Source organism: Bradyrhizobium sp. CCBAU 45389 (assembly GCF_028128625.1).
GTDB classification, from domain to species: Bacteria; Pseudomonadota; Alphaproteobacteria; order Rhizobiales; family Xanthobacteraceae; genus Bradyrhizobium; species Bradyrhizobium liaoningense_B.
In genome coordinates this window covers 245,021-270,012 of record NZ_LBIY01000090.1, presented here as the reverse complement: position 1 = coordinate 270,012, position 24,992 = coordinate 245,021, and the positions used below count along the sequence as shown (strand labels likewise).

Sequence of the window (24,992 nt, the reverse complement as noted above, 5' to 3'; positions counted from 1 at the left end):
GACCTTGCGGCTGGCGGCCTCGATGGGCCGTTCTGCCAGGGAAACACGGCCTTCGATGAAGCTTGCGGGGCTGCCGCCCTTCTTGCCGCGACAGCCGCGCTTGCTCTTGCCGCGGGGCAGATAGCGGCGCCAGCTGTAGTCGGAGGTGCGGCGGAGCTGGGCGTAGATGAAGCGGTAGATGGTCTCGGAAGAGATCACCTTGCGGCCATGGTCGCGGGCGAGCCGGCCTGCGACCTGCTCGGGCGACCAGCCCTGTCCGAGGCGCTCCAACACCGCACGGCGCAGGCCGGGCTCCCGGTCGAGGCGAGAGCCCGTCCAGCGCCGCGCTCGTGCCCGTTGCTCGGCATAGCCAGCTTTGTAGCCGACCTGCTTGCCCCGATTACGCTTCAGCTCCCGAGATATCGTTGATGGCGCGCGATCCAGAGCTGCCGCGATTTGCCGGACCGAGCTGCCATTGGCCGATAGGCGGGCAATCTCGCATCGATCGTCAAGGGATAGCTGCTCGTAACTCCGCCCCATGGCAACACCTCCTCCAGGAAGTGTGCACTTCGTTTGTGAACTCAGGGGACCCATAACCACAGGGAGAAGTTTGACGAAGATTGGTAGTGAGGTGTAGGCGCGCGGTACGGGCACCGGCGCGCTTACAGATGGATCACGCGGTATGGGTCCCGGCCTGCGCCGGGACGACAGCAAGGGCGTGGCGGGCAGTGTGCCGATAACGTCCTAATGCGACCGTGCCAAACAGAACGCCACGACCTGCTCCAGCGCGCTCTTCATCGGCGAGGGCGGGAACAGGGCCAGCGCGTCGACCGCCATGGCGCCGTAGTGCTGGGCGCGGCTCAGCGTGTCCTCGAGCGCGCGGTGCTTGTTCATGAGCCCGATGGCGTGATCGAGATCGCTGTCACCGATCTCGCCGCGCTCGAGCGCCCGGATCCAGAAGGCGCGCTCGGTGTCGTTGCCGCGGCGGAAGGCGAGCACGACGGGCAGCGTGATCTTGCCCTCGCGGAAATCGTCGCCGGTGTTCTTGCCGAGCTTTGCGCTCTTGCCGCCATAGTCGAGCACGTCGTCGACGAGCTGGAAGGCGATACCGAGATTCATGCCGACCGAGCGGCAGGCGGTCTGCTCGGCCTTCGGGCGGTTGGCGATCACGGGGCCGACCTCGCAGGCTGCCGCGAACAGCTCGGCGGTCTTGCCGCGGATCACGGCGAGATATTCGTCCTCGGTGGTCGCGGTGTTCTTGGCGGCGGCGAGCTGCATCACCTCGCCCTCGGCGATGGTGGCGGCGGCCGCGGAGAGGATGTCGAGCGCGCGTAGCGAGCCGACCTCGACCATCATGCGGAAGGCCTGGCCGAGCAGGAAGTCGCCGACCAGCACGCTGGCCTCGTTGCCCCAGAGCATGCGTGCCGAGAGCTTGCCGCGGCGCATCTCGCTCTCGTCGACGACGTCGTCGTGCAGGAGCGTGGCGGTGTGCATGAACTCGACGGAGGCAGCTAACTTGATGTGGCCGTCGCCGGTGTAGCCGGCGAGATTGGCCATGGCGAGCGTCAGCATGGGGCGCAGGCGCTTCCCGCCGGAGGAGATCAGATGGTTGGCCACCTCCGGGATCATGGTCACGTCCGACCCGGTCCGCGACAGGATCGTGGCGTTGACGCGCTCCATATCAGGGGCGACAAGGGCAACCAGCTCTTCGATCGACGCGCCGGGAGTTTCGAAAGGTACGATGACGGCCACGCCGGTCTCCAATATTTGCCCCGGAGGGGCTATTCTGATGGAAATACAATAGAAACTGGCGGCGGATGCGGCAAGGCCCGCGGAACCATTGACATTTGCCGCTTTCGCCCCTTTCAGGCAGGAGACCTGCGTTTTGCGTGAACTGGTTCGGACCAACGATATGGTGCTGGTGTCGGCGATCGGCGCGCTGCTCGACGGCGCCAATATCCACCATTTGGTGCTGGACCAGAACATGAGCATCATCGAGGGCTCGCTCGGCATCCTGCCACGGCGGATCCTGGTCCATGAGGACGACGCCCTCGAGGCCCGGCAGCTCCTGACCGACGCTGGCCTCAGCCACGAACTGCGCGGCGATGATTGAGGCCGCAGCCGATATCACCGAGGACGCCTTTCTCGGTGGCCAGTTGCTCCTGAAGCAGAAGCGGTCCGGCCATCGCGCCGGACATGACGCCATCCTGCTGGCCGCGGCAACGGAGGCCCAGGCCGGTGACCGCGTGGTCGACCTTGGCGCCGGCATCGGCGCGGCGGGACTGGCGCTTGCCCGCCGGGTCGCGGGGATCAGGCTCAGCATGGTCGAGATCGATCCGGAACTGGCGGGGCTCGCGCGCGCCAATGCCGCGGCGAATGCGATTGCTGCCGAGGCGATCGTGCTCGACGTCACGGCCGACGCGCAGGCGTTCGCGGCACATGGGCTTGTGCCCGACAGCGTCGACGTGGTGTTGACGAATCCCCCCTTCAACGATCCCGCGCGGCATCGCGGCTCGCCGGATCAGGCGCGTCACACCGCACATGTTGCGACCGAGGAGACGCTGCATGCGTGGGTGCATGCAGCGCGGCGTATTCTCAGATCGAACGGCGTGCTGACTCTGATCTGGCGGGCGGATGGAATCGCCGACGTTATGGCAGCGCTGTCACGCGGCTTCGGCAGCCTTGTGGTCCTGCCGGTTCATGGCGAAGCGGGAAAGCCCGCGATCCGCGTGCTGGTGCGCGCAGTGAAAGGCGGTCGCGCTCCGACGCGATTGCTGCCGGGCCTGATGCTTAACGAAGAGTCAAACGTGCCTAAAAAACAGGTGAGGGATATTCTGGAGGGGAGGGCGGCGTTGCCGCTGGTGGAGCCGTGACGGCTTACTGCGGAAGCGATTCCGTCTGCTGTTCGGACGAAGACGTGAAGCGAATCGCCGTGAAAAGCGCACCGATCAGCAGCAGCAGCAGATAGATCTTCATGGCGTTTCCTCCGCTGCCTATTGCAGCTTCCCAACCGGGATTCTGCAAAACACGTTCCAGGCACTTTCAATGACACTCGCGTGATAAGAAATGGTTAATCAGAGGTAAGGGCATGGCCGAACAATTGAGTGATCGTGGGAGTTCCGGCCTGGCCGACAAGCTCATGCAATATCTGCCGGCGCGCTTTCGCCCCGGCACGGCAGTCGTGCCGGTGGTGCGGCTGTCGGGTGTGATCGGCGCGGTGACGCCGCTGCGTCCGGGCATGACGCTCGCGGGCGTCGCGCGGATACTGGAGCGGGCGTTTTCGTATCGGAACGCCAAGGCGGTGGCGCTGGTGATCAACTCGCCCGGCGGCTCGCCGGTGCAGTCGCGCCAGATATTCTTGCGCATCAAGCAGCTCGCGGCGGAGAAGAAGCTGCCGGTGCTGGTGTTCGTCGAGGACGTCGCGGCCTCGGGCGGCTACATGATCGCCTGCGCGGGCGACGAGATCTTCTGCGATCCGTCCTCGATCCTCGGCTCGATCGGCGTGGTCGGCGGCAGCTTCGGTTTCCAGGACGCGATCAAGCGGCTCGGCGTCGAGCGGCGCCTCTATACCGCCGGCGCGCACAAGGCGATGCTCGATCCGTTCCTCCCTGAGAACCCCGACGACGTCGCCAAGCTCAAGGCGATCCAGCGCGAGATCCACCAGATCTTCATTTCGCTGGTGAAGGAGAGCCGCGGCGTGCGGCTGAAGGGGACGGACGACACCCTGTTCACGGGTGAGTACTGGGCCGGCGAGAGCTCGATCGCGCTGGGGCTCGCCGACGGCATCGGCGATCTCCGCTCAACTCTTCGTGCCCGCTACGGCGAGAAGGTTCTCACCCCCGTGATCGCGCAGCCGACAGGGCTTTTGTCGGGCCTTCTGGGGCGGAAATCGCCCGGCGCGGGCCAGCTTTCGGCCCTGGAATCAATGGCCGGGCTGCCGGATGAGCTGATCTCGGCGGTCGAGACGCGGGCGATTTGGGCGAAATTCGGGTTTTAGCGGTCGGTAGTCCCCGCGCCATTTGGCCCGGGGTCTGCCGATTGCGGCGCGGCCCCGACTGCGCGACAATGCATGTGGGGGCTGAGCACTAGACAAGGATCGACAGATGCCGCCGTTCGTCGCTTTCGCGGGCGTCCTGGGCGGGCTTGCCGTGGTCCGCTGGGCCTACAAGACCGCACTCCGGATCAACCAGGAACTGGAGGAGATGCGCCTGTCGCGCGTCGCCGAGGCCGCGCACATGGGGGAAATCCCGACATTGAAGCGCGACCCCGTGACCGGAGCTTATCGGCCGGGTTAGCCGCGCCATAAACCGCTGCCGTAGGGTGGGCAAAGGCACTATTGTGCCGTGCCCACCATCCTCCCCGGCGGAGACATAGACGTGGGCACGCTTCGCTTTGCCCACCCTGCGGCACCACCCGGGATGAGGGGCTGATCGGCCCGAATCCACCCCCTTTGCCTTGATTCCCATCCCCGCCGTCGATACGGTCCCGCGCGATTCAAAACCCCCCGCGAGAGCCTGATCTGACGATGGACGCCTCATTGCCCGCCCATATGCGCCCGGAACGCTCGTTCCAGGGCTTCATCCTCGCGCTCCAGCGGTTCTGGGCCGAGCAGGGCTGCGTGATCCTGCAGCCCTACGACATGGAGATGGGCGCGGGGACCTTCCATCCGGCGACCACGCTGCGCGCGCTCGGGCCAAAGCCCTGGAACGCGGCCTATGTGCAGCCCTCGCGCCGGCCCAAGGACGGCCGCTACGGCGAGAATCCGAACCGGATGCAGCACTACTACCAGTTCCAGGTGATCATGAAGCCGTCGCCGCCGAACCTTCAGGAGCTGTACCTGAAGTCGCTCGCGGCGATTGGCATCGATTCCGCCGTGCACGACATCCGCTTCGTCGAGGACGATTGGGAGAGCCCGACGCTGGGCGCCTGGGGTCTCGGCTGGGAGTGCTGGTGCGACGGCATGGAGGTGAGCCAGTTCACCTATTTCCAGCAGGTCGCCGGCTTTGAATGCGCGCCGGTCGCGGGCGAACTCACCTACGGGCTCGAGCGCCTCGCGATGTATGTGCAGGGCGTCGACCGCGTCTACGACCTCAACTTCAACGGCCGCGAGGGCGACGCCAAGGTCACCTATGGCGACGTCTTCCTGCAGGCCGAGCGCGAATATTCGAAGCACAATTTCGAAGTCGCCGACACCGCGATGCTGTTCGAGCAGTTCAAGATGGCGGAAACGGCGTGCAGAAAATACCTCGAAGCAGGCTGGCAAGAAAACTCGGAGTCCGGCAAGCGCGAGGCGCACCTGATGGCGCTGCCGGCCTATGACCAGTGCATCAAGGCGAGCCATGTCTTCAACCTGCTCGATGCCCGCGGCGTGATCTCCGTGACCGAGCGGCAGAGTTATATTTTGCGCGTGCGTGAACTGGCCAAAGCCTGCGGCGATGCCTGGTTGCACACCGAAGCCGGTGGAGCGGCCTGATGCCCGATCTTTTGCTTGAACTGTTCTCGGAAGAAATCCCCGCGCGCATGCAGGCCAAGGCGGCCGACGATTTGCGCCGCATGGTCACCGACAAGCTCGTTGCCGAAGGTCTCGTCTATGAAGGCGCGAAAGCCTTTGCGACGCCGCGCCGCCTTGCGCTCACCGTGCACGGCATTCCTGCGCGCCAGCCTGATCTCAAGACCGAACGCCGCGGGCCGAAAGTCGGCGCACCCGATGCGGCCGTGCAGGGTTTTTTGAAAGCGACAGGTCTGAAATCGCTGGACGAGGCCAAGATCCAGCGCGACCCCAAGGGTGATTTCTACATCGGATTGATCGAGAAGCCCGGCCGCGACGCGATCGACGTGCTGGCGGAAATCCTGCCCGTCATCATCCGTACCTTCCCCTGGCCGAAATCGATGCGCTGGGGCGCGCGCTCGGGCAAGCCCGGGTCGCTGAGCTGGGTGCGTCCACTGCATGCGATCACCGCGACCTTCGGGCCCGAGACGGAAGAGCCTGATATCGTGAAGTTCGAGGTCGACGGCATCGAGACCGGCCAGACCACTTACGGCCATCGCTTCATGGCACCTAGCGCGATCAGCGTGCGTCGCTTCGAGGACTACGAGGCGAAGCTGAAGGCGGCAAAAGTCATCCTCGATCCGCAGGCGCGCAAGGACATCATCTTTGCCGACGCCAAGGAGCTGACCTTCGCGCAAGGCTTTGAGCTGGTCGAGGATCAGGTGCTGCTCGACGAGGTCTCCGGCCTCGTCGAATGGCCCGTCGTCATGATGGGATCGTTCGAGGAAGAGTATCTTGCGATCCCGGACGAGGTGATCCGCGCGACCATCCGCAACAACCAGAAGTGCTTCGTCGTCAAGGATCCCAAGACCGGCAAGCTGACCAACAAGTTCGTCCTCACCGCCAATATCGAGGCGACCGACGGCGGCAAGGTCATCGTATCGGGCAACGAGCGCGTGATCCGTCCCCGCCTGTCGGATGCGAAGTTCTTCTATGAGACCGATCTGAAGACCAAGCTCGAGGATCGGCTGCCGAAGTTCGAGCAGATCGTGTTCCACGAGAAGCTCGGTACCCAGGCCGCGCGCATCACGCGCATCGAGCGGCTCGCCGCAGAGATCGCGCCGCTGGTCGGCGCCGATGTCGCGAAGGCAACGCGCGCCGCGCATCTGGCGAAGGCGGATTTGCTGACCGAAGTCGTCGGCGAATTCCCCGAGGTGCAGGGCCTGATGGGCAAGTACTACGCACTGGCCCAGGGCGAGGACGCGTCCGTCGCCGCCGCCTGCGAGGAGCACTACAAGCCGCAAGGCCCCGCCGATTACGTGCCGACCGATCCGGTCAGCGTTGCGGTGGCGCTTGCGGACAAGATCGATACGCTTGTCGGCTTCTGGGCGATCGACGAAAAGCCGACGGGCTCGAAGGACCCGTATGCGCTGCGCCGTGCCGCGCTGGGTGTGATCAGGTTGATCGCCGAAAACGCATTGCGACTGTCGCTGATGAAGGTGGCGGCGTCAGCGCTCGCCGGCTTGTCGGTGAAGCCTGCCGATGCGCAGAAGCTTCCGAGCGATCTGCTCGCCTTCTTCGCCGACCGCCTGAAAGTCCAGCTTCGCGAGCAGGGCGCGCGTCACGATCTCGTCGACGCCGTGTTCGCGCTCGGTGGCCAGGACGACCTCTTGATGATCGTCCGCCGCGTCGAGGCGCTCGGAAAATTCCTCGACAGCGACGATGGCAAGAACCTGCTCGCCGGCACCAAGCGCGCGAGCAATATCCTCTCGATCGAGGAGAAGAAGGACAAGCGCACGTTCGACGGCGCGCCCGATGCCGCGCTCTACAGCCTCGCTGAGGAGAAGGCGCTGGCGAAGGCGATCGGCGAGGTGAAGGCGGAAGCCAGCGCCGCCGTCGCCAAGGAGGACTTTGCCGCCGCCATGAGCGCGATGGCAAAGCTGCGTCCGCCGGTCGATGCTTTCTTCGACAAGGTCCGCGTCAACGACGACGATGCGAAGGTGCGCGAGAACCGTCTGAAGCTGCTGAACGAGATCCGCAGCGCCACGCGTGCGGTGGCGGATTTCTCGAAGATCCAGGATTGATGTTCTCGTGCCCCGGACGCGGCGCAGCGCTGTCCCGGCGATGCGAAGCATCGTCCGGTTTGGCGGTGCGCTGCAGAGCCGGGGCCCATGCTGGATGCGTGTTCGGAGCTTCTGGGTCCCGGGTCGCGCTTCGCTTGCCCGGGACACGAGAGAAAAAAGCCCCGCCCGGCGGGGGGAGACCGGGCAGGGCCTGATGTCCGATTTAACACTGCACGCGCCAGCCTGATTGAAGTGGCGCGCCGGACATCGAGTCGATCAGCGGCGTTCTTAAGCGGAGTGGGTACCGGTTCGCGTGACGAAAACGCGTCCGGACAACGATCTAGTCCAGCACCTCGACGATGCGGCGCGAGCGCGGCTCGACCAGCACGGTCTCGCCGTTCACGACGGTGTAGCGATAGGTGGTGGCGCCGAAACGTTGCGGCACGTCATAATAGGTGACACCGCTTTCGGGTAAGGTGGCGCCGACCACCACGCGATCCGGGACACGGAAGGCCGGCACACGTTGTTCGATGACATAGTCGCGGAAGGCCGGGCGTTGTTCGACTGCGATTGTCGGGCCGCTGTCGACCACGACGGGTGCGCGCCCGACCGTGCTTTGCGCCTGCGCCGCCAGGGGCGAGCCGATCGCGGCAGCGAGCGCTGCAAGGGCGAGAATCCTGTTCCGCATAGGCAACTCCTTCGACGTGATTTTTCGGAAGCGCCAGTGGCGCGACCGGTGGCCAATGCATGCGTCTTGGCAATGTTCCGGAAAATGCACGCCCCATACGCGGCAATTTCGGGCAGTTTTCGCGAAAGGGGGAACTCGCATCGCGCGTGCGCGTCTCTACTCGCGGAACCGGGACCGCTATGATCCGCCCGCGATTCGCCCCCACCTCCACAGAAAGATAATTCATGCACATCACCGTCGCCCACATTTCGCCGATCCTGTCGTTGATTGCGGGCGTGCTTATCCTGATCATGCCGCGGCTGCTCAACCTGATCGTCGCGATCTTTCTCATCATCAACGGTGCGATCGGGCTCGGGCTCCTGAAGTGGCTCCATCTCTAGGGGTTCATTTTCCGGAACTGTTCGACTTGCGCGGGCCCTTCCAAAGTGGTGTAAGGCCCGCGATTTCCCTTTCCTCTCGCAGGTTGTGTGCAAGCTATGGCCAAAGCCGCCTCGAAGCCTAAGAAAATACCAGCGAAATCAAAGTCCTCCGCCAAGGCGAAAGCCGTGCCGGCGGCCCGCAAGGCGCTTCCCAAGAGCGCCTTGAAGAGCGCCCCGAAGCCGGTGGCCAAACCGGTGGCGAAGCCGGCCGCGAAGGCCGCAACCAAGCCGGCTGCGCCGAAGGTTGCCGCCAAGGCCGCACCGAAGAAGGCCGCGCCAGCCAAGGCGGCGCCAGCTGCGCCCAAGGCCGGCAAATGGGTGTACACATTTGGTGACGGCAAGGCCGAGGGCCGGACCGAGATGCGCGACCTGCTCGGCGGCAAGGGCGCCAATCTCGCCGAGATGGCCAATCTCGGCCTGCCGGTGCCTCCCGGTTTCACCATCCCGACCTCGGTCTGCACCTACTTCTACGCGCACGACAAGTCCTATCCGAAGGAGCTGCAGGCACAGGTTGAGAAGGCGCTCGACCATGTCGGCAAGTTGACCGGCAAGGTGTTCGGCGACACCAAGAACCCGCTGCTCGTCTCGGTGCGCTCCGGCGCGCGTGCCTCGATGCCGGGCATGATGGACACCGTGCTCAATCTCGGCCTGAACGACCAGACCGTGGAAGCGCTGTCGGAGCTGTCGGGAGACCGCCGCTTCGCCTATGACAGCTATCGCCGCTTCATCACCATGTATTCCGACGTGGTGCTCGGCTTCGAGCATCATCACTTCGAGGAAATCCTCGACACCTTCAAGGACAGCCAGGGCTACACGCTCGACACCGACCTCTCCGCCGACGACTGGGTCGAGCTGGTCGGCAAGTACAAGGACGCGGTCGCACGCGAGACGGGCAAGGACTTCCCGCAGGATCCGCACGACCAGCTCTGGGGCGCGATCGGCGCGGTGTTTTCCTCCTGGATGAACGCGCGCGCGGTGACCTATCGCAAGCTGCACGATATCCCTGAGTCGTGGGGCACCGCGGTCAACGTGCAGGCCATGGTGTTCGGCAACATGGGCGAGACCTCGGCGACCGGCGTTGCCTTCACCCGCAACCCTTCGACCGGCGAGAGCAAGCTCTACGGCGAGTTCCTGATCAACGCGCAGGGCGAGGACGTGGTGGCGGGCATCCGCACGCCGCAGGACATCACCGAGGAGGCGCGGAAGGAGTCGGGCTCCGACAAGGCGTCGATGGAATCGGCGATGCCGGAGGCCTTCAAGGAGCTGACGCGGATCTACACGCTGCTCGAGAAGCACTACCGCGACATGCAGGACATGGAGTTCACGGTCGAGCAGGGCAAGCTCTGGATGCTGCAGACCCGCGGCGGCAAGCGCACCGCGAAGGCGGCGCTGCGCATCGCGGTCGAGCTCGCCAATGAAGGCCTGATCTCCAAGAAGGAAGCGGTGACGCGGATCGATCCGGCCTCGCTCGATCAGCTCTTGCATCCGACCATCGATCCCAACGCCAAGCGCGACGTGATCGCCACGGGCCTGCCGGCATCGCCGGGTGCGGCCTCCGGCGAGATCGTGTTCTCCTCGGACGAGGCGGCCAAGCTTCAGGGCGACGGGCGCAAGGTCATTCTGGTCCGCATCGAGACCAGCCCGGAAGACATCCACGGCATGCACGCGGCCGAAGGCATCCTCACCACCCGCGGCGGTATGACCTCGCATGCCGCGGTGGTCGCGCGCGGCATGGGCAAGCCCTGCGTCTCCGGCTGCGGCACCATCCGCGTCGATTACGGCCGCGGCACCATGAGCATCGGCTCGCGCACCTTCAAGACCGGCGACGTCATCACCATCGACGGCTCGCTCGGCCAGGTGCTTGCCGGCCGCATGCCGATGATCGAGCCGGAGCTGTCCGGCGAGTTCGGCACGCTGATGAACTGGGCCGATCAGGTCCGCAAGATCGGCGTCCGCGTCAACGGCGATACGCCCGATGACGCGCGCACCGCGATCAAGTTCGGCGCCGAAGGCATCGGCCTGTGCCGCACCGAGCACATGTTCTTCGAGGAGACGCGCATCCGCACGGTGCGCGAGATGATCCTCTCCGAGGACGAGCAGTCGCGTCGTGCCGCGCTCGCAAAGCTGCTGCCGATGCAGCGCGCCGACTTCGTCGAGCTGTTCGAGATCATGAAGGGCCTGCCCGTCACGATCCGGCTGCTCGACCCGCCGCTGCACGAGTTCCTGCCGCACACGCATGCCGAGGTCGAGGAGGTGGCGCGCGCCATGCACACCGACCCGCGGCGCCTGGCCGACCGTGCGCGAGAGCTCTCGGAGTTCAATCCGATGCTCGGCTTCCGCGGCTGCCGCATTGCGATCGCCTATCCGGAGATCGCCGAGATGCAGGCGCGCGCGATCTTCGAGGCGGCGGTCGAGGCCGAGAAGCGCACCGGCAAGGCCGTCGGCCTCGAGGTGATGGTGCCGCTGATCGCGACCAAGATGGAGCTCGACCTCGTCAAGGCGCGCATCGATTCCACCGCGAAGGCGGTGATGCGCGAGACCAACACCAAGATCGCCTATCAGGTCGGCACCATGATCGAGCTGCCGCGCGCGTGCCTGCTCGCGGCCGAGATTGCGGAGAGCGCCGAGTTCTTCTCCTTCGGCACCAACGACCTCACGCAGACCACCTACGGCATCAGCCGCGACGACGCGGCGAGCTTCCTCGGTCCCTACGTGACGAAGGGTATCCTTACTGTCGATCCCTTCGTCGCGCTGGATCAGGAAGGCGTCGGCGAGCTGGTCAAGATCGGCGTCGCGCGCGGCCGCAAGACGCGTGCGAAGCTCAAGGTCGGCATCTGCGGCGAGCACGGCGGCGATCCCGCCTCCGTCGCCTTCTGCCACAATATCGGCCTCGACTACGTCTCCTGCTCGCCCTACCGCGTGCCGATCGCACGCCTTGCGGCGGCGCAGGCCGCGCTCGGCAAGGAGATTGCGAGCCAGGCGTAAGGCGAAGCGCAGGATTGAGTTGAGAGAGGCGGGGCTTTGGCCCCGCCTCTTTTCATTTTGTGCGATGCTCTCTCCACGCCGTCATTGCGAGCGCAGCGAAGCAATCCAGAATCCCTCCGCTGCAAGACTCTGGATTGCTTCGCTGCGCTCGCAATGACGAGTTTGTTGCAACACCGGGAACTTCACACCCGTCCCGTAATGATACGCGCCGGCAAGAGTTCCTTCACCATTCGCGTTGACCCATTGTTTACCGCCTCACGTCAGGCGGCATTTACCAATGCGCAGCATCGCCCCGTGAAAACACCTGCAATCGCTTGAGTGTGCCGCGCGTGCAACGCCGATTAACGCCCCGGCAACCTAAATTGGATACTTACGATAAAGATCGAATTGCACGGATGTACTGAGTTCGATCGGACGAGCGTAAGCGTAGCGTGAGCGTATCGATGTCAGTGTTGCGTAAGCATCCGAAGGGCGCGCGGTTCGCGTCCTTCGGCATCGGTCTCTGCATCTTCGCATTGATGCCGAGAGAGACCGGCTATCAGGACATTGCCTCCCTGCTGGCGCGTCAGCCCGGCGTCGCCGAGCGCTGGCAGAAGCAGGTGTTCTCTGCGGCGTCCTCGATCCAGCTCGCCACCTACAGTTTCTCCCGCCCCATCGGCACCTCGGTTCCGCAGAGCGCGATGGTTCGCCTCGCAAGCATCGATGGCCGCGACGTCACCGGCGCGATCAGCCGCAATCCGGCGCTGCAGGCGCCGCCGCGCTACCAGGCTGCAGATTTTCCCAAGGTCGATCGCTCGCTGAAGGGTGATCGCCTCGCGACCGCGACACCCGCGCCGGCTCCCGAGACCGCGCCTGCCGCGACGCCCGCGCCGGAAGATCCCGCGACGTCGAACAGCTCGGTGTTCGGCGCCAAGACCGCCGCATTGCCGCAAGCAATGTCGCCTGAGTCCGCGGCCGCGCTCGACCCCGAGCTTGCGGAAGCGCTGCGCGCGCCGCCATTGCCGCAATATTCCAATCCGCCTCAGGCCAGCGACGTTGCGCGCTCATTCGCAGTGCAGCCGCTGGAAGCGCTGAAGCGGGCCACTGCGCCGACGACGCCCGTGCGCGAGCCCTTCAGCGTCAAGACTTCGAGCCTGTTCTTCGGCAGTTCCTCGCTCGGCGGCAATCTCGAGAGCATCGAGAGCTGGCAGCCCGGCGCCGAGCCGCTGATCGTGATGCCCGATCCCGACATGAAGGTCACGGCCTCGCTGACCCCGCCGACGGCGGAGATCGCCAAGGACACCGAAAGCGGCGAGAGCGTCGCGCCGAAGGGCGAGGTCAACGCCGACAACCAGCGCGCCAGGTCGCCGGCGGAGCGGCTCGCGCTCGACGACAAGTCGCGCGCGAAGTCGGAGAAGTGCCTCGCCGAAGCCGTCTATTTCGAATCCCGCGGCGAGGCCGTGCGCGGCCAGATCGCGGTGGCGCAGGTGGTGATGAACCGCGTGTTCTCCGGCAAATATCCCGACACGGTGTGCGGGGCGGTCTATCAGAACAAGCACCGCCATTTCGCCTGCCAGTTCACCTTTGCCTGCGACAACAATCCCGACGTGATCCGCGAGCCCGAGATGTGGGAGCGCGCGAAGAAGATCTCGAAGGCGATGCTGGATGGCCAGATCTGGCTGCCCGAGGTCGGCAAGTCGACGCACTACCACGCCTATTGGGTGCGCCCGTCCTGGGTCGCCGAGATGAAGAAGATGTACAAGACCGGCGTGCACACCTTCTATCGGCCGCGCAACTGGGGCGACGGCAGCGAGGAACCAAGCTGGGGCACCCCGGCCCAGACCGCCGCGCTCTCCGCCGAGCTCGCGCAGGAAGCGAAGAGTTCTGCCGAGATGGGCAACACGGAGCGGCGGTAGTTGTCCTTCACCTCTCCCCGCTTGCGGGGAGAGGGAGAAGACCTCATCACGCCTCGATATCCAGCGCACAGTCGAAGTTCGGCGCCGAATGCGTCAGGGCGCCGGAGGACGCATAGTCGACGCCTGACGCCGCGATGGCCCCAATCGAGTCCAGCGTGACGCCGCCTGACGCCTCCAGTTCGAGGCGGCCCTCATTGATCCGCACGGCCTCGCGCAGGGTCGCAAGGTCCATATTGTCGAGCAGCACGGCGTCAGCCATTCCGGTTTCGAGCACCTCGCGCAGCTGGATCAGCGTATCCACCTCGATCTCGATCTTGACCAGATGGCCGGCATGGGCGCGGGCGCGCTCCAGTACGGGACGGATGCCGCCGGCGACCGCGATGTGATTGTCCTTGATGAGGATCGCATCGTCGAGGCCGAAGCGGTGGTTGAAGCCGCCGCCGCAGCGCACCGCGTATTTCTCCAGCGCGCGCAATCCCGGCGTGGTTTTTCGCGTGCAGCAGATCCGCATCTTCGTGCCTTCGGTGCGCGCGACATAGTCCGCTGTAAGCGTCGCGACGCCCGACAGCCGGCCGACGAAGTTCAGCGCGGTTCGCTCCGCGGTGAGAATGGCGCGCGCCGGACCCGAGATCGTCAACACCTGCTGTCCGCGGGCAACGCGTGCGGCATCGCGGACATGCGCGCGCACCTCGATGTCGGCCGAGAGCTTTTGCAGCGTCGCCAGCGCCAGCGGCAGGCCGGCGATCACGCCGGACTGGCGCGCGACCAGGATGGCCTGCGCCCTGGTTGCCTCCGGAATCGTGGCCAGCGAGGTGATGTCGCCGGCGCGGCCGAGGTCTTCGTCGAGGGCGCGATTGACCGCCTCCTCGATCGCGAGCGGCGAGAGGAAGGCATCGGGATAGAGCAGTGAGGTCGAGGTGATCATTGGGGAACTCCGTCAGGCGATCATGGGTTGCGCAATGCGCGGAAGCGGACGCTCGCTCAGGCTCTCCGCGACCTCGCGCGCTGCGGCGAGCGTGGTCATCGTTCTCTGCGCCAGCGCGGCGTTATCGGCCGGATGATCGGAGCGGAAATGTGCGCCGCGGCTCTCTCGCCGCGTCCAAGCCGAGGCGGCAACGAGCAGGGCTGACATCGCCATGTTGCGGACAACGATGTTTCCAGCCTCGCGTTCGAGCACGGCGAAGTGGCGCACGGCTTCCGCAAGCCCGTCGTCATCGCGGATCACGCCGACATGCGTGCTCATCATCGCGCGCAGCCGTTTTACGTCAGCTGCATCCGGCGCGCCGCCGTGCGGCGTCACGACTGCATCGGGAAGGCGGGCAGGCGAGGGCACCGTGCGGCTGGCGATGTCGTCGGCGATGCGCGCGGCGTAGACCACGGCTTCCAGCAGCGAGTTGGAGGCGAGGCGGTTGGCGCCATGCGCGCCGGTGGACGACACTTCGCCGCCGGCCCAGAGCCCGTCGATCGAGCTGCGGCCGCGCGCATCCACGGCGATGCCGCCCATGTGGTAATGCGCGGCCGGCGCGATCGGAATGGCTTGCCTCGCGGGATCGATGCCGGCGGCGATGCAGCTCGCATGCACCGTTGGAAATTTCTCGGCGAAACGCGCGCCGAGCGCGTCCCGTCCATCGAGGAAGGCGCCACGCCCGGCGGCGATCTCGGCGAACACGCCGCGGGCCACGATGTCGCGCGGCGCAAGCTCGGCGAGCGGATGGCGTGCGAGCATGAAGCGCTCGCCATGGCGGTTGATCAGCGTCGCGCCTTCACCGCGCAAGGCTTCGGTGGCGAGAGGGGCCGGATCGCGGCCGACCATGATGGCGGTGGGATGGAACTGCACGAATTCAGGATCGGCAATCACAGCGCCGGCGCGGGCTGCGATCGCAAGGCCGGAGCCGCCGGCTTCCATTGGGTTGGTGGTGACGGCGTAGAGATGGCCGAGGCCGCCGGTCGCCAGCACCACCGCACGCGAGGCGAGCAGGACCGGCCGTGCAGCGTAGTTGCCGGCTTCGCGCAGCTGCAGGCCGGTGACGGCGCCGTTCTCGGTCAGCAGCGATTCCGCGACCAGGCCTTCGATGATGCGGATCGACGGCGTGCGGCGTACCGCCTCGCTCAAGGCCGCGATGATCGCGGCACCCGCCCCATCGCCGCGCACATGGACGATGCGTCGGGCCGAATGTGCGGCTTCGCGTCCCACGGCGAGCTTGCCTTCGAGGTCGCGGTCGAACGGCACGCCATAGGCGAGCAGATCATGGATGCGCGGCGCCGCCTCGCGCGCAATGCCGAGCGCGACCGCCTCGTCGACGAGGCCGCCGCCGACCGCGATCGTGTCAGCGGCGTGTGCTTCCGGCGTGTCGCCTTCGGCCACTGCTGCGGCGATGCCGCCTTGCGCCCATGCGGACGAGGCGCCCTGTCCGAGCGGCGCCGCCGAGATCAGCGTCACCGGCCGCGGCGCGAGTTTCAGCGCGCAGAAGAGTCCGGCAAGGCCGCCGCCGACGATGACGACGTCGTCGGTCGAGCGGGTGAGATCGTTGATAGTGTTTGTCATGATGCTCTCCTCATGGCCGTCCCGGCGAAAGCCGGGACCCATACGCCGCGGCGGAAGTTGTTGCGCGAAGCTGTTCAACGTCGTTCTTCGCAACCACACCTTCCTGTGGTTATGGGTCCCGGCCTTCGCCGGGACGCCGTTGCTGCTGCTTGATGCTCAATTCTTCAGATTGATCATCCGCTCCACCGAGCGCCGTGCGCGCATCGCAAGCGCGGGATCGATCGTGACTTCCTCGCCGCGCGTCAGCAGGCTCTGCAAAATGTTCGCGAGCGTGATGCGCTTCATGTGCGGGCAGAGATTGCAGGGGCGCAGCATCTCCACATCCGGCAGCTCGGCGCGGACATTGTCGGCCATCGAGCATTCCGTGATCATCACCAGCCGCCGCGGCCGCTTGTTGCGCACCCAGTTGATCATGTGCGCGGTCGAGCCGGTGAAGTCGGCCTCCGCCAGCACGTCCGGCGGACATTCGGGATGCGCGATGATCTGCACCGACGGATCGGCCTCGCGATAGGCGCGCAGCTCCTCGCCCTTGAAGCGCTCATGCACCTCGCAGGCGCCCTTCCAGGCGATGATCTTGACGTCGGTCTTCGAGGCGACGTAGGTGGCGAGATAACGGTCGGGCAGGAAGATCACGGTCGGCGCATTCAGGCTCTCGACCACCTGCACCGCATTCGACGAGGTGCAGCAGATGTCGACCTCGGCCTTCACCTGCGCCGACGTGTTGACATAGGCGACGACGGGCACGCCGGGAAATTTTTCGCGGAGCAGCCGCACGTCGGCGCCGGTGATGCTGGCGGCGAGTGAGCAGCCGGCGCGCGAATCCGGGATCAGCACCGTCTTCTCCGGATTGAGCAGCTTCGAGGTCTCCGCCATGAAGTGCACGCCGCACTGAACGATGATGCCGGCCTTCACCTTGGTGGCCTCGACCGCGAGCTGGAGCGAGTCGCCGCCGATGTCGGCGACGCAGTGGAAGATCTCCGGGGCCTGGTAATTGTGCGCGAGGATCACCGCGCCTCGCTCCCGCTTCAGCTCGTTGATCGCGTGAATCGTCGGCGCCATCAGCGGCCACTCGATCGGCGGGATCACGTGCTTGACGCGCTCATAGAGCGGCGCGGTGGCGCGCTCGACGTCGTCCGTCCATTCCAGCGAAGGCATCGGCAGCGCGGGCCCCGGCACCGGCACGGCGCGGGGTGAGGTGATGACCTCGCTGGTGCCTTGCTTGAGGGCTTGGCCGTGCGGCCGGTTGGTCAAATCGTCGGGGCCGTAAATTCCAGTGATCGGCATCGAAGCCTCCCGTGTGCTCTATTTATGCTCAATATGAGTATATATGGAGCCTGAGAAATCCGGCCGAGAGGCCGGGCGCGATTGCATCAAGCTTAGATATACTCAATCTGAGTAAATCAAAAATAGCACGCTTGGGTCTAGGCCGCTAGGCCCTGACGCACACATTCCCGTCAGATCGCGCCAGGCGAGGCCTCATTGAAATGCAATGCTCCCGCGACAGCCCTTCGTGGAATGCAACCGCTTTTGACTTGGGATTTTCATGCAAATGCATTAAACGAGCTGGCTCGCGGCTGCCTATTCCGGACCGCCACCAACGGACAAGGAACACACCATGTCGACATCAATGGGCGAGCTCGGTCCGGCCTCCCGTTCCTCCTGGCGCACGCCGGCGATCATCATTCTCTGCGGCTGTGCCATCGGCATGCTCGGCTTCGGTCCGCGTTCGGCGCTCGGCTTCTTCGTGCAGCCGATGAGCCACGAGTTCGCCTGGGGCCGCGACGTGTTCGGCCTCGCCATCGCCGTGCAGAATCTGTTGTGGGGACTGGGCCAGCCCTTCGCCGGGGCGGTCGCCGATCGCTTCGGCCTGTTTCGGGTGATGTGCGTCGGCGCGCTGCTCTATGCCGGCGGCCTGCTGTTGATGCGCTATTCCTCGACGCCGCTGTCGCTGAATATCGGTGCTGGCGTGATGGTCGGCTTTGGTCTTGCCGGCTGCTCGTTCAACCTGGTGCTGTCGGCGTTCAGCAAGCTGCTGCCGGCCGAGAAGCGCGGGCTTGCGCTCGGCGCCGGCACCGCAGCGGGCTCGTTCGGACAATTCCTGTTCGCGCCGATCGGCGTCGCGCTCATCGACAATTTCGGCTGGCAGCAGGCGCTCACCGTGTTCGGCTTCCTGATGCTGCTGATCATTCCGCTGGCGCTGGCGCTCTCCACGCCGCCGGTTGCAAGCACGGCCAACACGGCGCCCGCCGATGAGCAGACGTTTACCAAGGCGCTTGCGGAAGCCTTCGGTCACCGCTCCTATGTGCTGCTGGTGCTCGGCTTCTTCACTTGCGGCTTCCAGCTCGCCTTCATCACCGTGCATCTGCCGGCCTTTCTGGTCGATCGCGGTATCTCGACGCAGACCGGCGGCTGGGTGATCGCGGCGATCGGCCTGTTCAACATCATGGGATCGCTCAGCGTCGGCTATCTCCAGAACTATCTGCCCAAGCGCTACATCCTCTCGACCATCTATTTCACACGTGCGCTTGCGACGCTCGCCTTCATCTCGTTCCCGATCACGCCGTTCTCGGCGATCGCGTTCGGTGCGATCTCCGGCCTGACCTGGCTGTCGACGGTGCCGCCGACCTCGGCGCTGGTGGCGCTGATGTTCGGCACGCGCTGGCTCGCGACGCTCTATGGCTTCGCCTTCGTCAGCCATCAGGTCGGCGGCTTCCTCGGCGTCTGGCTCGGCGGCATCGTGTTCGAAAAGTTCGGTTCCTACACGCCGATCTGGTGGCTCTCGATCCTGTTCGGCGTGCTCTCGGCGCTGATCAATCTTCCGATCGTCGAGAAACCCGTTCAGCGAGCGGTTGCGCAGCCGGCCTGATCGGCTAAACATCCCCGACAAACAAAGTCAGGGAGTGCAGTCGTGGCCACATTCAAGGCGATCCGGATCGACAAGGCGGACAAGGGCACCACCGCGCAGCTCGCGCAGTTCGACGAAGCCGAGTTGATGGAGGGCGACGTCACCGTCCGCGTCGAATGGTCGACGCTGAACTACAAGGACGGCCTCGCGCTGACAGGCAAGGCGCCGGTGGTGCGCCGTTTCCCGATGATCGCCGGCATCGACTTTGCCGGCACGGTCGAAGCGTCCTCGCATCCGCAGTGGAAGGCAGGCGACAAGGTCGTCTGCACCGGCTGGGGCATGGGCGAGACCCATCTCGGCGCCTATGCCGAGAAGGCGCGGGTGAAGGGCGACTGGCTGGTCGCTCTGCCGCAGGGCCTGTCGGCGCGCGACGCCATGGCGATCGGCACCGCCGGCTTCACCGCGATGCTCTCGGTGCTGGCGCTGGAGAAGCACGGCCTGTCGCCGAAGAGCGGCCCCGTGGTGGTAACGGGCGCCGCCGGCGGCGTCGGCTCGGTCGCCACCGCCGTGCTGTCCAAGCTCGGCTACCACGTCATCGCCTCGACCGGCCGCGCGGCGGAAGCCGACTATCTCAAGCACCTCGGTGCCGCCGAGGTCATCGATCGCAATGAATTGTCGGCCCCGGCAAAGCCCCTCGCCAAGGAGCGCTGGGCGGGCGGTGTCGACAGCGTCGGCTCGACCACGCTGGCGAATCTCCTGTCGATGACGAAGTACGGCGGCGCGATCGCAGCCTGTGGCCTGGCGGCCGGCATGGACCTGCCGTCTTCGGTCGCGCCTTTCATTTTGCGCGGAGTGTGCCTTCTCGGCATCGATTCCGTGATGTGCCCGATCGAGCCGCGAAAAGCCGCCTGGCAGCGTCTAGCCTCCGACCTGGATCGGACAAAACTATCTGAAATTACTCATGAAATTGCAATCGACGAGGTCCCCGGATGGGGCGCGAAAATCCTCGCCGGCCAGGTCCGCGGCCGCATCGTGGTAAAAATTGTCTAACGGCGTTCAGACTTTACCAACCAAGCTGCTTCAATGTTGCCTTGGTTAGTATGGTAAGCAGCGGGTAAAGAGATAAGGCATCGCCCGCTGCGGGGGTCGGTTCGGAGTTGAGCATGCTTGCGCGTATTGTGTTGGGGGCTGTCACGGCGGCGGCGACGTTTGCGCCGGCCATTGCAGGAAGCATGAATGCCGACGAGGCGCGCCGCTTCGTAGCCGGCAAGGTGTTCGCCTTCACCTGTTTCGACGGCACCCGCGGCGCAGGCCGCATCCTCGACGATCTCGGCGCCGCCGGCGCCGTGCAGTTCTCGGGCTCGGGTCCCGTCCGCCACCTCCGCCTGCCCGGCAACACGCTCCAGATCCGCGGCCAGAACGTCTGCGCCTCGATCAAGGGCATTCCGTTCGAGCCCTGTTTCAACCTGGAAAAGACCGACGAGCGCAGCTTCCGCGGCTCGGTCTCGGGCATGGGCTTCGCCTATTGCGACTTCCATCACCAGGGCGGCAACCAGATGCTGATGGCGCGCGCGTCGGCGCGTCCGCGTTCGCTGCGCTCCTCGGAGCACACCGGTTCGGTCGCCTCCTCGAACACCGAGGTCGCTGCACGTGTCGAGACCCCGCGTGTCGAGAGCAGCCGGATTGAGCCGGTGAAGGCCGAAGCCAAGTCGGAGCCCGCCAAGAACGAGGGCCCGCTGGAGTTGCGTCGCTCCACCCAGTGAGCCGCCCGCGCGGGGGCAATCCGCGCCTTTCGCTGCACATATCCCATCGAACACGAAGCCGCCGCGCCGTAGTCATACGGACGGCGGCTTTCATGCGTTGGTAGCTGTTCGTGCCCCAGTTTGCGTACGGCCGGGGGGCGCGCCCTAGACAAGGGTTCAACGATGTCGCTGTACTTCTTCCGCATCAGTACCGGTCGCTACTCCGGCGCCGCCGATCAGCCGTACGAGTTCGAGAATCGCGCGGCCGCGTGGAACGAGATGACCGAGGTCTGCGCCAACCTGCTCGGCGGGATCGCGCGCAGCATGAAGCCGAATGCGAAGTGGAGCATGGAGCTGCTCGACGAGAACAAGGAGCCGGTGTTCCGCATCAGCATCGTGGGCGAGACGGTCAGCTGACGAGGCTCACAAACGGGACGGTCCGTTAACGGACGCATTGTCCGCAAATCCGCGAAGTGCAAATTCAGTGCACGCGAAAAGTGTGCAAGTCCCATGGTTTGAGCCGCGTTTTCAGTATTTCTACCCAGGCCGCAGGCGCTCTCGCTTAACGTTAATGAGGAACCTCGCGAGCTAGCCTTCCCGAACTGTTCACGCGCATCGGCGCGACAATGCGTATCCCGGGATTGCTTCAATGTCGTTCATTCAGAACTTGCGAATTGGCACTAAGCTCGCCGTCACCTCCGCGCTGACCATCGCCCTCGTCGCGCTGATGCTCTTCCTCCAGATGAACGGTGGCACCGAAATCCAGAGGCTCAGCAACGCCGCATCGGGACAGCAGGCGATCGCGCAAAACGCCGCGGAGGCGAAGGCGTCGGTCCGCGGGATGCAGATCGGCATTCGCGACATCCTGACCTCATCCTCGCCGGCCGAGATGCAGAAGGCGGTCACCTATTTCGGCGATCGCAAGACCTCGGTCCTGCAATCCGCGGGGGAGATGGCGAAGCTGTCACACTCGCCGGAGAGCCACAAGCGGATCGACCGCCTGACCGTGCTGATCGGCAATTTCAGCAAGGGCGGGCAGCAGATCGAAGCTGTCCGCAAACAGGAGCTTGCGCTCGAAGGCAAGAAGGACGGCGAAGCGGCGGCGGAGCACGCAAGGCTCGCGGCCGAGGTCAACCGGATCCGCAAGGAAATCCTGGCGCCGATCAACGAAGAGATATCCGAGCTCGCCAACCAGATCATCGACTTCGCCAAGAAGAGCAGCGCCGAGGCGCGTGCGGAGGCGGAAGCCGAGGCCGCGTCCGTTGCCCGGGTGTCGCTCGTCACGGGCGTGCTGGTCGCGCTGGTTCTGATCGGCGCGTGCATCTTCTCCGTCTTCAGCATCGCGCGGCCCATGCGGGCGCTGACGTCGGCGATGGAGAAGCTGGCCGGCGGTGATTTCTCGGTGATTCTGCCGGGCCTCGGCCGCAAGGACGAGGTCGGCGAAGTTGCGGGCGCCGTCGAGAAATTCAAGATCGTGTCCGAGCAGAAGGCGCGGGAGGAAGCCGAAGCCAAGATGCGGCAGGATCAGATTGCAGCCGAGCAGCGCAAATCGGAGATGCGCAGGCTTGCCGACAGCTTCGAAGGCGCCGTCGGCGAGATCGTCGGAACGGTGTCATCGGCTTCGACCGAGCTGGAAGCGTCCGCAACGACGCTGACCTCGACCGCCGAGCGCACGCAGCAGCTCACGACCGTGGTCGCGGCGGCCTCGGAAGAAGCCTCCACCAACGTGCAGTCGGTCGCCTCGGCCACGGAAGAGCTGTCGTCCTCGATCACGGAGATCAGCCGGCAGGTGCAGGAATCCGCGCGCGTGGCGAGCGAAGCCGTCGGGCAGGCCCGCACCACGACTGAGCGCGTCAGCGAGTTGTCCAAGGCGGCGACGCGGATCGGCGACGTCGTCGAGCTGATCAACACCATCGCCGGCCAGACCAACCTGCTGGCGCTCAATGCCACGATCGAGGCCGCGCGTGCCGGCGAGGCCGGCAAGGGGTTTGCAGTCGTCGCATCGGAGGTCAAGGCGCTCGCGGAGCAGACGGCGAAGGCGACCGGTGAGATCGGCCAGCAGATCTCCGGCATTCAGGCCGCTACGCAGGAATCGGTTGGCGCCATCAGGGACATCAGCGACACCATCGAAAAGCTGTCCGAGATCTCCTCGACGATCGCGGCCGCGGTGGAAGAGCAGGGCGCCGCAACGCAGGAAATCTCCCGCAACGTGCAGCAGGCCGCGCATGGCACGCAGCAGGTCTCGTCCAACATCACCGACGTGCAGCGCGGCGCCAGCGAGACCGGCTCGGCTTCCTCGCAGGTGCTGTCCGCCGCGCAGATGCTGTCGGGCGACAGCAACCGTCTCAAGCTCGAGGTCGGGAGATTTCTCGAGACGGTGCGGGCCGCCTGACCTTCCCATCTTCGCGTGTGATTAACTTGTTAAGCTCGCATTCCGTGCTGAATTTCAAGGGGTTTTCGTACTAATTCAGTATTTGAACGGTAGCGCTGTTAACCAATTTGGAATGGCTGGCGCTCACCTTTTGAGCAAGAGCGATCAACGCCAGGGAGCGCCGACAACGACTCGGCTGCGCATTCCTTTGGGGAAACACCAATGTTGAGCCTCGTTCGGAATTTGCGGATCGGGACCAAGCTGGCGATCGCGTCGGCACTCGGCATCCTCCTGGTCCTTTGCATCATCGCAAGCCAGCTCGTCGGCAACGGCAATGTGCGGGACTCCAACAAGGCCGCGGTCGCGCAGCTCGCGCTGGCGCGCGAGGCGGTGGAAGCCAAGCTTGCGGCGCGCAGCATGCAGCTCGCCGTCCGTGACATCCGGCTCGCCGGCAACGCGGCCGAGCTGCAGAAGGCCGGCGATGCTCTGGTCGAGCGCGCCGAAACGTTGACCAAAGTCGCTGAGGCGATGCTGAAGCTGTCGCAAGTGCCGGAAAACCGGACCCGGATGGAAAAGCTCAAGAGCCTCGGCGCGGATTATCTTAGGGCTGCCCGACGGGTCGCGGCCATCCGCGGCGAGGCCATCGCAGCGACGGGGCCCGACGCGGCCGCCAATGTCGCCAGGCTCGTTGAGGAAGGCGCGCGCCTGGTGCGTGAGGTGACGCTGCCGATTGCTGCCGAGCTCGATACGATCACGAGCGAGATTGCGGATTTTTCCAAGCACAAAAGCGAGGAAGAACTTGCCGCCGCCGCGCAGGAGATGGCGGCGGGCGAACGTCTCGGCATCGCGGTCGGTATCTGCGCCATGCTCGTTCTGATCGGCTCCTGGATGATGTCCTTCTTCACCATTGCCCGGCCGATCCGCGCGCTCACCGCGGCCATGGACAAGCTCGCCGGCGGCGACTTCTCCGTGGTGCTGCCCGGGCTCGGCCACAAGGACGAGGTCGGTGGCGTCGCTGCGGCCGTCGAGAAGTTCAAGGTCGTGTCGGAACAGAAGGCGCGCGAGGAGGCCGAAGCGAAGGTCAGGCAGGACCACGCCGCGGCCGCGCAGCGCAAGGCCGAGATGCACAGGCTTGCCGACGGCTTCGAGGCCGCGATCGGCGAGATCGTCGATACCGTGTCATCGGCTGCGACCGAGCTGGAGGCTTCGGCATCGACGCTCACCTCGACTGCGGAACGCGGCCAGCAGCTCACCACCATGGTTGCCGCCGCTTCCGAAGAGGCGTCCACCAACGTGCAGTCGGTGGCTTCGGCCACGGAAGAATTGTCATCGTCGATCACCGAGATCAGCCGCCAGGTGCAGGAATCTGCGCGAGTGGCCAATGAGGCGGTCGGCCAGGCGCGCACCACGACCGAGCGCGTCAGCGAACTGTCCAAGGCGGCGACGCGCATCGGCGACGTGGTCGAGCTGATCAACACCATCGCCGGCCAGACCAACCTGCTGGCGCTCAATGCCACGATCGAGGCGGCGCGCGCCGGCGAGGCCGGCAAGGGATTTGCGGTCGTCGCATCGGAGGTCAAGGCGCTCGCGGAGCAGACGGCGAAGGCGACCGGCGAGATCGGCCATCAGATTGCAAGCATCCAGACCGCGACCGAGCATTCGGTCGGCGCCATCAGGGACATCAGCAACACCATCGAAAAGCTGTCGGAGATCTCCTCGACGATCGCGGCCGCGGTGGAAGAGCAGGGCGCGGCGACGCAGGAAATTTCCCGCAACGTGCAGCAGGCGGCGGAAGGCACCCATCAGGTGTCGTCCAACATCACCGACGTGCAGCGCGGCGCGAGCGAGACCGGTTCGGCGTCCTCGCAGGTGCTGTCCGCCGCGCAGATGCTGTCGGGCGACAGCAACCGTCTCAAGCTCGAGGTCAGCAAGTTCCTCGGCACCGTGCGCGCCGCCTGACGGCGGCCGTCCT

General features: G+C 65.4%; 21 protein-coding genes. 15 read left to right on the top strand and 6 right to left on the bottom strand.

Annotated elements, in window-relative coordinates; translation table 11 throughout:
* Both XH79_RS21285 and XH79_RS21280 read right to left on the bottom strand, forming a co-directional pair.
* The coding region (locus XH79_RS21285) for an IS30 family transposase (protein WP_271582808.1) at positions 1 to 519 on the bottom strand (519 nt) is incomplete at its 3' end.
* Positions 520 to 723: 204 nt separating this feature from the next.
* Positions 724 to 1,731: a polyprenyl synthetase family protein gene (locus XH79_RS21280; protein WP_080135719.1), complete on the bottom strand. Its 1,008-nt coding sequence runs from the start codon at positions 1,729 to 1,731 to the stop codon at positions 724 to 726.
* Positions 1,732 to 1,864: 133 nt separating this feature from the next.
* On the opposite strand from XH79_RS21280, the gene XH79_RS21275 reads away from it, so the two are divergent.
* From XH79_RS21275 to glyS, 6 genes are all read left to right on the top strand, one after another.
* A complete protein-coding gene (locus XH79_RS21275; RefSeq protein ID WP_183244346.1) occupies positions 1,865 to 2,092 on the top strand; it encodes a putative signal transducing protein in 228 nt (75 codons plus the stop codon).
* On the top strand, positions 2,085 to 2,852 hold the full coding sequence (locus XH79_RS21270; protein WP_271582807.1) for a tRNA1(Val) (adenine(37)-N6)-methyltransferase: 768 nt from the start codon (positions 2,085 to 2,087) through the stop codon (positions 2,850 to 2,852). Before XH79_RS21275 ends, XH79_RS21270 begins: the two co-directional genes overlap by 8 nt.
* Positions 2,853 to 3,067: 215 nt before the next feature.
* Positions 3,068 to 3,976, top strand: a complete 909-nt coding sequence (locus tag XH79_RS21265) for a S49 family peptidase (protein WP_271582806.1) — start codon at positions 3,068 to 3,070, stop codon at positions 3,974 to 3,976.
* Positions 3,977 to 4,082: 106 nt separating this feature from the next.
* A complete protein-coding gene (locus XH79_RS21260) occupies positions 4,083 to 4,274 on the top strand; it encodes a hypothetical protein (protein ID WP_212347802.1) in 192 nt (63 codons plus the stop codon).
* Between the two features lie 230 nt (positions 4,275 to 4,504).
* Complete coding sequence (locus tag XH79_RS21255) at positions 4,505 to 5,452, top strand: glycine--tRNA ligase subunit alpha (protein ID WP_271582805.1); 948 nt, start codon at positions 4,505 to 4,507, stop codon at positions 5,450 to 5,452.
* Positions 5,452 to 7,551 (top strand): glycine--tRNA ligase subunit beta, encoded by a 2,100-nt coding sequence (gene glyS / locus XH79_RS21250; RefSeq protein WP_271582804.1) that lies wholly within the window; start codon positions 5,452 to 5,454, stop codon positions 7,549 to 7,551. Before XH79_RS21255 ends, glyS begins: the two co-directional genes overlap by 1 nt.
* A gap of 319 nt (positions 7,552 to 7,870) precedes the next feature.
* Here glyS and XH79_RS21245 read toward each other — a convergent pair whose 3' ends face one another.
* Positions 7,871 to 8,218 (bottom strand): DUF1236 domain-containing protein, encoded by a 348-nt coding sequence (locus tag XH79_RS21245; RefSeq protein WP_212347811.1) that lies wholly within the window; start codon positions 8,216 to 8,218, stop codon positions 7,871 to 7,873.
* Between the two features lie 224 nt (positions 8,219 to 8,442).
* On the opposite strand from XH79_RS21245, the gene XH79_RS21240 reads away from it, so the two are divergent.
* The 3 genes from XH79_RS21240 to XH79_RS21230 all read left to right on the top strand — a co-directional run bounded on the left by XH79_RS21240 (position 8,443) and on the right by XH79_RS21230 (position 13,517).
* The gene (locus tag XH79_RS21240) at positions 8,443 to 8,598 is read left to right on the top strand and encodes a DUF3096 domain-containing protein (protein ID WP_074077234.1); all 156 of its coding nucleotides are present in this window, start codon (positions 8,443 to 8,445) and stop codon (positions 8,596 to 8,598) included.
* A 96-nt stretch (positions 8,599 to 8,694) separates the two neighbouring features.
* Entirely contained in the window at positions 8,695 to 11,622 is a 2,928-nt protein-coding gene (gene ppdK, locus XH79_RS21235; RefSeq protein WP_271582803.1) for a pyruvate, phosphate dikinase, read from the top strand.
* A 443-nt stretch (positions 11,623 to 12,065) separates the two neighbouring features.
* Complete coding sequence (locus tag XH79_RS21230; RefSeq protein WP_271582802.1) at positions 12,066 to 13,517, top strand: cell wall hydrolase; 1,452 nt, start codon at positions 12,066 to 12,068, stop codon at positions 13,515 to 13,517.
* Between the two features lie 46 nt (positions 13,518 to 13,563).
* Here XH79_RS21230 and nadC read toward each other — a convergent pair whose 3' ends face one another.
* From nadC to nadA, 3 genes are all read right to left on the bottom strand, one after another.
* The gene (nadC, locus tag XH79_RS21225) at positions 13,564 to 14,442 is read right to left on the bottom strand and encodes a carboxylating nicotinate-nucleotide diphosphorylase (RefSeq protein ID WP_271582801.1); all 879 of its coding nucleotides are present in this window, start codon (positions 14,440 to 14,442) and stop codon (positions 13,564 to 13,566) included.
* Positions 14,443 to 14,454: 12 nt separating this feature from the next.
* Complete coding sequence (locus tag XH79_RS21220; RefSeq protein WP_271582800.1) at positions 14,455 to 16,062, bottom strand: L-aspartate oxidase; 1,608 nt, start codon at positions 16,060 to 16,062, stop codon at positions 14,455 to 14,457.
* Between the two features lie 156 nt (positions 16,063 to 16,218).
* Positions 16,219 to 17,346 (bottom strand): quinolinate synthase NadA, encoded by a 1,128-nt coding sequence (gene nadA / locus XH79_RS21215; protein WP_271582799.1) that lies wholly within the window; start codon positions 17,344 to 17,346, stop codon positions 16,219 to 16,221.
* A 331-nt stretch (positions 17,347 to 17,677) separates the two neighbouring features.
* On the opposite strand from nadA, the gene XH79_RS21210 reads away from it, so the two are divergent.
* From XH79_RS21210 to XH79_RS21185, 6 genes are all read left to right on the top strand, one after another.
* Positions 17,678 to 18,928: an MFS transporter gene (locus tag XH79_RS21210; protein ID WP_271582798.1), complete on the top strand. Its 1,251-nt coding sequence runs from the start codon at positions 17,678 to 17,680 to the stop codon at positions 18,926 to 18,928.
* A 42-nt stretch (positions 18,929 to 18,970) separates the two neighbouring features.
* Positions 18,971 to 19,957, top strand: coding sequence for an acrylyl-CoA reductase (NADPH) (gene acuI, locus XH79_RS21205; protein ID WP_271582797.1), 987 nt, complete (start codon positions 18,971 to 18,973; stop codon positions 19,955 to 19,957).
* A 113-nt stretch (positions 19,958 to 20,070) separates the two neighbouring features.
* Positions 20,071 to 20,670, top strand: coding sequence for a hypothetical protein (locus XH79_RS21200; RefSeq protein ID WP_271582796.1), 600 nt, complete (start codon positions 20,071 to 20,073; stop codon positions 20,668 to 20,670).
* A gap of 162 nt (positions 20,671 to 20,832) precedes the next feature.
* Positions 20,833 to 21,066, top strand: coding sequence for a DUF6894 family protein (locus XH79_RS21195; RefSeq protein ID WP_212347837.1), 234 nt, complete (start codon positions 20,833 to 20,835; stop codon positions 21,064 to 21,066).
* 232 nt (positions 21,067 to 21,298) lie between these two features.
* The gene (locus XH79_RS21190) at positions 21,299 to 23,041 is read left to right on the top strand and encodes a methyl-accepting chemotaxis protein (RefSeq protein ID WP_271582795.1); all 1,743 of its coding nucleotides are present in this window, start codon (positions 21,299 to 21,301) and stop codon (positions 23,039 to 23,041) included.
* 201 nt (positions 23,042 to 23,242) lie between these two features.
* Positions 23,243 to 24,979: a methyl-accepting chemotaxis protein gene (locus tag XH79_RS21185; protein ID WP_271582794.1), complete on the top strand. Its 1,737-nt coding sequence runs from the start codon at positions 23,243 to 23,245 to the stop codon at positions 24,977 to 24,979.
* The last annotated feature ends 13 nt before the right edge of the window (positions 24,980 to 24,992 follow it).